At 65.4% G+C, this 8365-nt stretch carries 6 protein-coding genes and 1 pseudogene; 4 read left to right on the plus strand and 3 right to left on the minus strand.

The window, feature by feature from the left end; genetic code table 11:
- Positions 1-109: 109 nt before the first annotated feature.
- Complete coding sequence (locus VGD20_RS19230; RefSeq protein ID WP_331135984.1) at positions 110-1207, plus strand: hypothetical protein; 1098 nt, start codon at positions 110-112, stop codon at positions 1205-1207.
- A 12-nt stretch (positions 1208-1219) separates the two neighbouring features.
- Here VGD20_RS19230 and VGD20_RS19235 read toward each other — a convergent pair whose 3' ends face one another.
- The gene (locus tag VGD20_RS19235) at positions 1220-1690 is read right to left on the minus strand and encodes a vgr related protein (RefSeq protein ID WP_331135985.1); all 471 of its coding nucleotides are present in this window, start codon (positions 1688-1690) and stop codon (positions 1220-1222) included.
- 6 nt (positions 1691-1696) lie between these two features.
- Positions 1697-2239, minus strand: coding sequence for a copper chaperone PCu(A)C (locus VGD20_RS19240; RefSeq protein ID WP_331135986.1), 543 nt, complete (start codon positions 2237-2239; stop codon positions 1697-1699).
- Positions 2240-2393: 154 nt separating this feature from the next.
- On the opposite strand from VGD20_RS19240, the gene dnaK reads away from it, so the two are divergent.
- Both dnaK and dnaJ read left to right on the plus strand, forming a co-directional pair.
- Complete coding sequence (gene dnaK / locus VGD20_RS19245; RefSeq protein ID WP_331135987.1) at positions 2394-4301, plus strand: molecular chaperone DnaK; 1908 nt, start codon at positions 2394-2396, stop codon at positions 4299-4301.
- Positions 4302-4438: 137 nt separating this feature from the next.
- The gene (gene dnaJ / locus VGD20_RS19250; protein WP_331135988.1) at positions 4439-5572 is read left to right on the plus strand and encodes a molecular chaperone DnaJ; all 1134 of its coding nucleotides are present in this window, start codon (positions 4439-4441) and stop codon (positions 5570-5572) included.
- A 100-nt stretch (positions 5573-5672) separates the two neighbouring features.
- On the opposite strand, the gene VGD20_RS19255 is transcribed toward dnaJ, so the two are convergent.
- The gene (locus VGD20_RS19255) at positions 5673-7988 is read right to left on the minus strand and encodes a patatin-like protein (RefSeq protein WP_331135989.1); all 2316 of its coding nucleotides are present in this window, start codon (positions 7986-7988) and stop codon (positions 5673-5675) included.
- 123 nt (positions 7989-8111) lie between these two features.
- On the opposite strand from VGD20_RS19255, the pseudogene VGD20_RS19260 reads away from it, so the two are divergent.
- Positions 8112-8365, plus strand: a pseudogene (locus VGD20_RS19260) (TonB-dependent receptor); the annotation flags it as partial.

The following is an 8365-nucleotide window of genomic DNA, read 5'->3' on the forward strand; positions in this document are numbered from 1 at the left end:
TGAGGCGTCAGGACGATAGAATTCTGATTTTGCTCGAATTAGATCGGCCAAAGGGTTTCGCCGCGCCAATCCGTCTTGGTCACGCAAAGCCTGCATCGGGAGCGAGGAAATGAAACAGGGATACGCAATTGCCATCGCCGGAGCGGCCGCCATGCTGGCGTCGCCGGCGCTCGCGGGCGAGCGATGGCTCGTCTACACCGGTGGCGAAAAGCCGGGCCGTATCTTCGTCGTCGTCGACGAGACCTATCTCGATGCGGTGCCCTTTACCGAAAAGACCTACAAGCTGGAAACCATCACGGTCCTCGAAAATGCGAAGGCACCCGACTGGGTGTCGTCGAACATGATCATCGATTGCGACCGGAACACGCTCGAAGAGAAGCTCATCCAGGTCTCGCCGCGCGGCGGAAAGCTCACGACCGCGCCCGACCAGCCGGCAAAACAACCGACGAATGCGGTTGGCGAGGCGCTGATCGCCTTCGCCTGCGACATGGGGCCCAAGAATAGCGAGCAGCGCCTCGCGGCGCGCAAGACCGACCTCACCGATCGCGGATGGATGTACATGGGGCCGGTCACGACCAGCGACGTCACCGATCTCGCGTGGAACTCGATGTGGACCGACGGCAAGCGCCCCGCCAGCACGCCGCGCTCGGCCGCCGAACTCGAGCGCGAGATGGAAAGCCTGAACGCCAGGCGCCAAAAGGCGCTGGCCGAGGCACAGGCTATCGCCGGCGAGGTCGTCGAGGCCGACAAGAGGGACCAGCAGCGCACCGCCGCCATCATGGCCGAAACCGAGGCCAATGGGGCGATCGCGAAGGCGCGCAAAAGGCGCGAGCCTGCAGCGGTGGTGCGCGCGCTCGAAGCGTGGGTCACGCATGGCGAGGCCGAGCTGGTGGGAAGCTGGGGCCCGCCGACAAGCTTCGAGGACCGCGCCGGCACGCGTTTCCTGCGTTATTACAAGACTGGGGTCATGCTGGGTCCCGACCCGTCGCAGGGCTGCGGCGCCGGTAATATGTATGTCCCCGATCCCAATTCGAAAAACGGCGGCATGATGTGCGTCGCCGGCGGCCCGCCGCGGTCCGAGACGCCGATCGAATGCACCGCGAGCTTCGAACTGCGTGGCGGGATGATCGTCGACTATGCGACGAAGGGCACCGAAGTCACTTATAGCTGGGGTGGCAACGGCTGCGCGCAGCTGTTCGGCAAGTAACAGGTCCTGACCCTAGCGCGCGCCGAACGGCAGGATCGCGCGATAGGCCTCGACCCCCGGCGCGCCGCCGACGGTGACGCCCTGGGTCAGCAGCCAGTAATGGCGGACGATCTCGGCCTGCTGCTCCAGCCCGTAGCGGGTGAGCAGCCAGCCGGGTTTGAGGCTGTAGCTGTAGGTCGCGAAGGGGTGGCGCATCAGCACCAGATACCAGCGCCCGCGTGTCTGCGCCTGCCAGACATGCGTCATTTCGTGGATGAACAGGCCTTGCAATCGCTGTGACGCAGCGCTGAAATCGTCGCAATAAAGCTCGCCGTGCGGGTTGAAGTGCAGGCTGCCCATCGGCGCCATGACGATGTGGCGCGGCTGGAAGAATATCCACTTGTGATGGTTCACCCGCACCCGGTCATAGGCGATCGCGTCGCCGAACACCGTCCGGGCGAGCGCGATTTCGCCGTCTGTGAGGGGTCGCGACGGGCGCGGCACCGATGCTTATTTCTTCGCAGCGTCCGGCGCCGCCTGTTCAGCGCCCTTTTCCGCCGGACCATGGTCCATCGCGCCATGATCCATTTCGCCCGTAGTGGCCGTACCTTCGGCGGGCTTGATCACCATGTCGAAGAGGATGCGCTCGTTGTTGTTGTTGGTGAAGACGAACGCCATCGGCAGCTTGCCCGCGCGCACCGCGGCGCCGTTGATGCCCCAGATCATCAGATGCTTGCCGCCCTGCTTGAACACCAGTTCGCCCTTCGCGGGGACGGATGCGCGCGCCAGCGGCTTCATCGTCACGACGCCGTTTTCCTTGACGCTTTCGTGCATTTCGACGCGCTGCGCGAGTTCGGCGGTCACCGCGACCAGTTCGACCGGCACCGGGCCGCCCTCGACCCTGAAATAGCCCACCGCCGGCCGATCGTCGGTCGCGCCCATCACGATATGGCCGCTGACCACGTTCAGCGGCTGCCCCTTGCCCAGATTTTCCTCGCAGGCGGTCAGGGTGAGCGCGGTGGCGGCAAGGGCAAGGATCGCAAAAGGTTTCATTTTGGGAGGACTCCGTAAAAGCGCGTCATTTCACGCCCTCGATAAGCCCTGAAAGCCCTTGTGCCAAGGATTAGCGCACCTATATCGCCCCCATGAAACCCATGGACGGCGTGCCTTTTCAGGGCGCCGGAGAAGCAACAAGGACGAGTGAATAATGGCAAAAGTGATCGGGATCGACCTCGGCACCACGAACAGCTGTGTCGCGGTGATGGAAGGCGGAAAACCCAAGGTTATCGAAAATGTCGAAGGCACGCGCACGACCCCGTCGATCGTCGCCTTTGCGAAGGATGGCGAGCGCCTGATCGGCCAGCCGGCGAAGCGCCAGGCCGTCACCAATCCCGAAAACACCGTTTTCGCCGTGAAGCGCCTGATCGGCCGCCGTTTCGACGACCCCATGACCAAGAAGGACATGGAGCTCGTTCCCTATACCATCGTCAAGGGCGCCAATGGCGACGCGTGGGTCAAGGCGGGGGGCGAGGACTATTCGCCGTCGCAGATCAGCGCGTTCATCCTGCAGAAGATGAAGGAAACCGCCGAGGCCTATCTCGGCGAAAAGGTCGAGCAGGCGGTGATCACCGTTCCCGCCTATTTCAACGACGCGCAGCGCCAGGCGACCAAGGACGCCGGCAAGATCGCGGGCCTCGAAGTGCTGCGCATCATCAACGAGCCGACCGCGGCCGCGCTCGCCTATGGCCTCGACAAGACCGAGAACAAGACGATCGCGGTCTATGACCTTGGCGGCGGCACCTTCGACATCTCGATCCTCGAAGTCGGCGACGGCGTGTTCGAGGTGAAGTCGACCAACGGCGACACCTTCCTCGGCGGCGAGGATTTCGACAGCAAGCTCGTCGAATATCTGGCCGACGGCTTCAAGAAGGACGAAGGCATTGATCTCCGCGGTGACAAGCTCGCGCTCCAGCGCCTGAAGGAAGCCGCCGAAAAGGCGAAGATCGAACTGTCGTCGGCTGCGACGACCGAGGTCAACCTGCCCTTCATCACCGCCGACGCCAACGGGCCGAAGCACCTCGTCAAGACGATCACCCGCGCCGACCTCGAAAAGCTGGTCGAGGACCTCGTCAAGCGCACGCTCGAACCGTGCAAGAAGGCGATCAAGGACGCCGGCATTTCGGCAAGCGAGATCGACGAAGTCGTCCTCGTCGGCGGCATGACGCGCATGCCGCGCGTCCGCGAAGTCGTGAAGGACTTCTTCGGCAAGGAACCGCACACCGGCGTGAACCCCGATGAAGTCGTCGCGATCGGCGCCGCGATCCAGGCGGGCGTGCTGCAGGGCGACGTCAAGGACGTGCTGCTGCTCGACGTGACCCCGCTGAGCCTCGGCATCGAGACGCTGGGCGGCATCATGACCAGGATGATCGACCGCAACACGACGATCCCGACCAAGAAGTCGCAGGTCTACTCGACCGCCGACGACAATCAGTCGGCGGTGACGATCCGCGTGTTCCAGGGCGAGCGCGAAATGGCGGCGGACAACAAGATCCTCGGCCAGTTCGACCTTGTCGGCATCCCGCCCGCACCGCGCGGCGTGCCCCAGATCGAGGTGACCTTCGACATCGACGCCAACGGCATCGTGTCGGTCCACGCCAAGGACAAGGGCACCGGCAAGGAACAGCAGATCAAGATCCAGGCCTCGGGCGGCCTCAGCGACGCCGACATCGACCAGATGGTCAAGGACGCCGAGCAGTTCGCCGAAGAGGACAAGACGCGCCGTGAGGCGGCCGAGGCGAAGAATAACGCCGAAAGCCTGATCCACTCGACCGAAAGCCAGCTCCGCGAGCATGGCGACAAGGTCGACGCGGGGCTGAAGTCCGAGATCGAGGCAGCGGTCGCCGAAGCCAAGACCGCGGTCGAAGGCGGCGACGCCGCCGCGATGACCGAAAAAGCCCAAGCGCTCGCGCAGGTCGCGATGAAGCTCGGTCAGGCGATCTACGAGAAGGAGCAGCAGGCGGCCGCATCCCCCGGCGCCGATGAAGCTGGTGAAGCGAAAGCCGACGAAGACGTCGTCGACGCCGAATTCTCCGAAGTCGAAGACGACAAGAAGTAAAGGGCTGTCCTCTCATGCCGTTCGTGCTGAGCTTGTCGAAGCACCGTCCTTCCTCTTCCGCTGCGAAGAAGAAGAGCGGCCCTTCGACGGGCTCAGGGCGAACGGATATGAGAGGTAAGGCTAGGGGCCGATAGATTATGTCGCTCGACATCGATTATTATGAATTGCTGGAAGTCGAGCGCTCTGCCGACGACGCCACGCTGAAGGCGAGCTATCGCAAGCTGGCGATGAAATATCACCCCGACAAGAATCCGGGATGCGACGACAGCGAAGCGCGCTTCAAGGCGATCAGCGAAGCCTATGACTGCCTGAAGGACCCGCAGAAGCGCGCGGCCTACGACCGCTTCGGCAAAGCCGGCGTCAATGGCGGCGCGGGCGGTTTCGGCGGCGGCGGCAACGCCGATTTTGGCGACATCGGCGACATTTTCGAATCGATCTTCGGCTCGGCGTTCGGTGGCGGCGGACGCCAGCAGCGCGGGCCTGCGCGCGGCGCCGACCTTCGTTACGACATGGAGATCAAGCTCGAGGACGCCTTCGCGGGCTGTTCGCGCGAAATCCAGGTCGACGTCGCCGCGCGCTGCGACGCGTGCGACGGATCGGGCGCCAAGCCCGGTACCCAGACCAACCGCTGCTCGACCTGCGCCGGCCACGGCAAGGTGCGCGCGCAGCAGGGGTTCTTCATGGTCGAGCGCACCTGCCCGACCTGCCAGGGAGCGGGCGAGGTCATCGCCGATCCCTGCAATTCATGCCATGGCGAAGGCCGCGTCGACCGGCGCAAGACGCTGACCGTCAACATCCCCGCCGGGGTCGACGAAGGCACGCGCATCCGCCTGTCGGGCGAAGGCGAGAGCGGCGCGCGCGGCGCGGCGCCGGGCGATCTCTACATCTTCCTGCACATGGCGCGGCACAAGGTGTTCGAACGCGAGGGCACGACCTTGTTCACGCGCGCGCCGATCAGCTTCACCACCGCGGCGCTTGGCGGCGAGATCGCCATCCCGGGGCTCGACGGCAAGAAACATGACATCTCGATCCCGGCGGGCATCCAGTCGGGCAAGCAGCTCCGCCAGCGCGGCGCGGGCATGCCGGTGCTCAACGGCCGCGGCCACGGCGACCTTGTCGTCCAGATCGACGTCGAGACGCCGACCAGGCTCACCGCGCGGCAGAAGGAACTGCTCTGCGAGTTTCGCGAGACCGAAACGGGCGAGGAATGCCCGGCAAGCCAAGGCTTCTTCGGCCGCATCAAGGAAATGTGGGACGATCTGACCGATTGAGCGGTCGCCCAAAGCCGGGCACCCCTGCGAAAGCCGGGGCCCGGATGGCTAAACAGCCTTGCTTCAGCACGCCATGGGCCCCGGCTTTCGCCGGGGAGCACTATAGGGATCGGTCGATCTCTACCCTGAGCTCGTCGATCAACGCCTTCACCTTCGGCAGGCGCTCCTCCTCCTCGTCGAGGATCGCGTGGAACGCCCGGCGCTTGAGCATTTTCAGCTCTTCCACCGGCACCGCGCTATCGCCGTTCACGCTGCTCGCGACGATGTCGATCAGCCGGTCGGCGCCGTGGAGCCGGCCCCAGAGATAGTCGTTCTCGCGGTAGGCGCGGCTGAAGAACGCACCGAAGCTGTTGAACTCGACCCCCTTCAGCATCGCCGCCGCGCCGCCGGTGCGGATCGCGGTCGCGTCGGACGGCGAGATGCGGTCGATCTTGATCGGATCGAATTCGTCGAACCCTTCGCCTTGCAAAAGGGGCAGTGTCGCGATGTCGTAAAAGGGATAGCCGAGATAGGCGAAGAGCATCGTCCGCCGGTCATCCCTGGGCAGCTTGGCGAGCCCGACCGCGATCAGCTCGTCGGTTTCGGCGTCGAGGGCGACAAGGTCGCGGCGCGCCGCGATCGCGTCGATCCACTGGCCCGGCTCGGTATCCGCCGGCACATCGAGGTCGGCGAGCCAGGCATCGCCCTCGCGCTCGAGATATTTGCCGAGCGCGGTAAAGATCGTCTCGCGCATCTCTTCGCACGCCGGGTCGCGCTTCTCGCGCATCGCCTCGACCGACCCATCGAGTTCGCGTGCGAGAAAGCGCAGGCGGCGGATGCGAAAACCGAGGTCGTGGGTGCGGAAAAACTCGATCGCCGCGCTGCTCGCGCCCGTGCCCTTCTTTCCCGAAATCCGGTCGAGCCCGCGCGCGCGCGCCTCGGCCCACATCGCGATCCGCCGGTTGATCACATGCACCGGCCCCTCGGGCGGGACGAGCCGGTCGACGATATTCGCCAGCGCGTCGATCACCGCCGACAATTTGAGGTGACCATAGGGCGCATAGGCGAAACCCGCGCGCGCCGCGGCCTGGTCCTGCGCCTTGGCACGCCATTTCGCGAGCCGCGCCGGCGTCGGCGTATCGAGGAAGAAGGTCGTACCGAAGAGCGCCGCGACCTGTTCCTCGACCTCGACCTTCATCGCGTCGATGATGTGCTGCATACGGCGGATGCGCCGCGACATGCCCTCGATCATCTCGATATTCTCGCGGATAGGCTGCTCGCGCGGGATCGCCGACAGCGAGCCGAGAATCGTCGGCAGGAAGCCCGGGAGCTGGCCCTGTTCGGTCGCCTCGCCGGGTTTGCCGACGCTGATCGCCTTATAATCGGGCTTGGGGTCGATGTAGATGAAACGGCGGTCGATCTCGCGCCGCGCCGGGCGCTGTTTCAGCGCCGCGATCGCCGGGCGAAAGGGTGCGTTGGCGAGCACCGCGCCGTCGATCAGCACGCGGTCGGCGGGGTCGCTGTCGGGCACCCGCGGCAGCTGCGCACGAATGAATGCCTCGCGCCCGGGCCATTCGACGCCGCGCTTTTCGAGCGCGGTGTCGAGCTCGCGCAGGGTGAAGGGCGGGAAGGCGCCGGGGAAGCTCGCGGTCGCGCGCGCTGCGGCGACCAGCCCCGGCACATCGTCGAGGCGCTTGCCAGCACGGCCATTGTGCCGGAAATGCATCATCAACCGATGCTCCTGCTCGGTCACGCGCGGCGGGCTGTTGAGCGTCAGCTGCTCCTTGTGCCCGGCAAAGTCGGTGACCGACACGATCAGGTCGACCGGCTGCTCGGCGGGCACCAGCGGCGGCCCCTGCGGCCCCGCGTCCATTGCGTCGAACGCATCGAGCAGCAGGTTCGAAAAGGTCACGCCGCCGAAGGGCGGTTCGAACCAGCGCGCGCGGACGAAGCGCGACAGCTTGGCGCGCACCTCGTCCTGTGCGCCTTCGCCGACGGTGCGGTCGATGGCATTGCCGCGGCGCTTCATCGCCCAGCCGGCGATCGGCACCGCCCAGAATTTCGTCATCGCCGACAGTGGCCGCGCATCGGGGTCGAGCAGGCTGTCGACATCGGCATCCTTCAACCACAGCTCGGTCAGCGGATCGAGCGACTTGCCGGTGGCGAGCGCGCGCGCGAGAAAGACGCCATTGATCCCGCCCGCGCTGGCCCCCGCGACGATATCGGGCAGCACGCGCAGCCGCACGCTGCCATGTCCGGCGATCGCCGCGAGCAGGTCGCGATAGACACCGCCCGACCCGCCGATCGCCTCGCCGTCGTGAAAGGCGCGCGATGCCGACGCGAGCCGCCAGATCTCCTTGGTGATCCCGTGCATATAGACGGCGAGGCTGATGCCGCCGTAGCAAATCAGTGCGAAGCGTAGTTCCTTTTCCCGCATTGCGAAGATGATAGCGCGCTTTATGCGGCCTGTCCCCCTCTCCAAGGTCGAGGATAAATTCGCCTTGCCCCTTGCTTTTGAGAATGGTTCGCACTAGCGCGCGCTCCAAACCAGGAGCTCATGATGAATCGCAAATTCGCCCTCGCCGCGCTCGCCTGCACGGCGCTTTCCTCGCCCGCCTTCGCGCAGCAGGACACTGCGCCCGTCGCCGACGGAGCCGATGGCGGCGACGCGATCATCGTCACCGCCGCGCGCACGATCCTGCCGCCGAACGCGCTGCCGCTGACGATCGATGTCATCGGCAAGGATATACTCGACCAGCAGCTTGCGATCTCGGGCTCGGTCACCGACGCGGTCGCGACCCTCACCCCCAGCTT

This window comes from Sphingopyxis sp., from assembly GCF_036402335.1.
Classification (GTDB): domain Bacteria; phylum Pseudomonadota; class Alphaproteobacteria; order Sphingomonadales; family Sphingomonadaceae; genus Sphingopyxis.

Bases quoted from the DNA above. Each gene is read 5' to 3' on its own strand.
- VGD20_RS19240 (WP_331135986.1), bottom strand. From the start codon at position 2,239: ATGAAACCTTTTGCGATCCTTGCCCTTGCCGCCACCGCGCTCACCCTG.
- VGD20_RS19255 (WP_331135989.1), bottom strand. From the start codon at position 7,988: ATGCGGGAAAAGGAACTACGCTTCGCACTGATTTGCTACGGCGGCATC.
- dnaK (WP_331135987.1), top strand. From the start codon at position 2,394: ATGGCAAAAGTGATCGGGATCGACCTCGGCACCACGAACAGCTGTGTC.
- VGD20_RS19230 (WP_331135984.1), top strand. From the start codon at position 110: ATGAAACAGGGATACGCAATTGCCATCGCCGGAGCGGCCGCCATGCTG.
- dnaJ (WP_331135988.1), top strand. From the start codon at position 4,439: ATGTCGCTCGACATCGATTATTATGAATTGCTGGAAGTCGAGCGCTCT.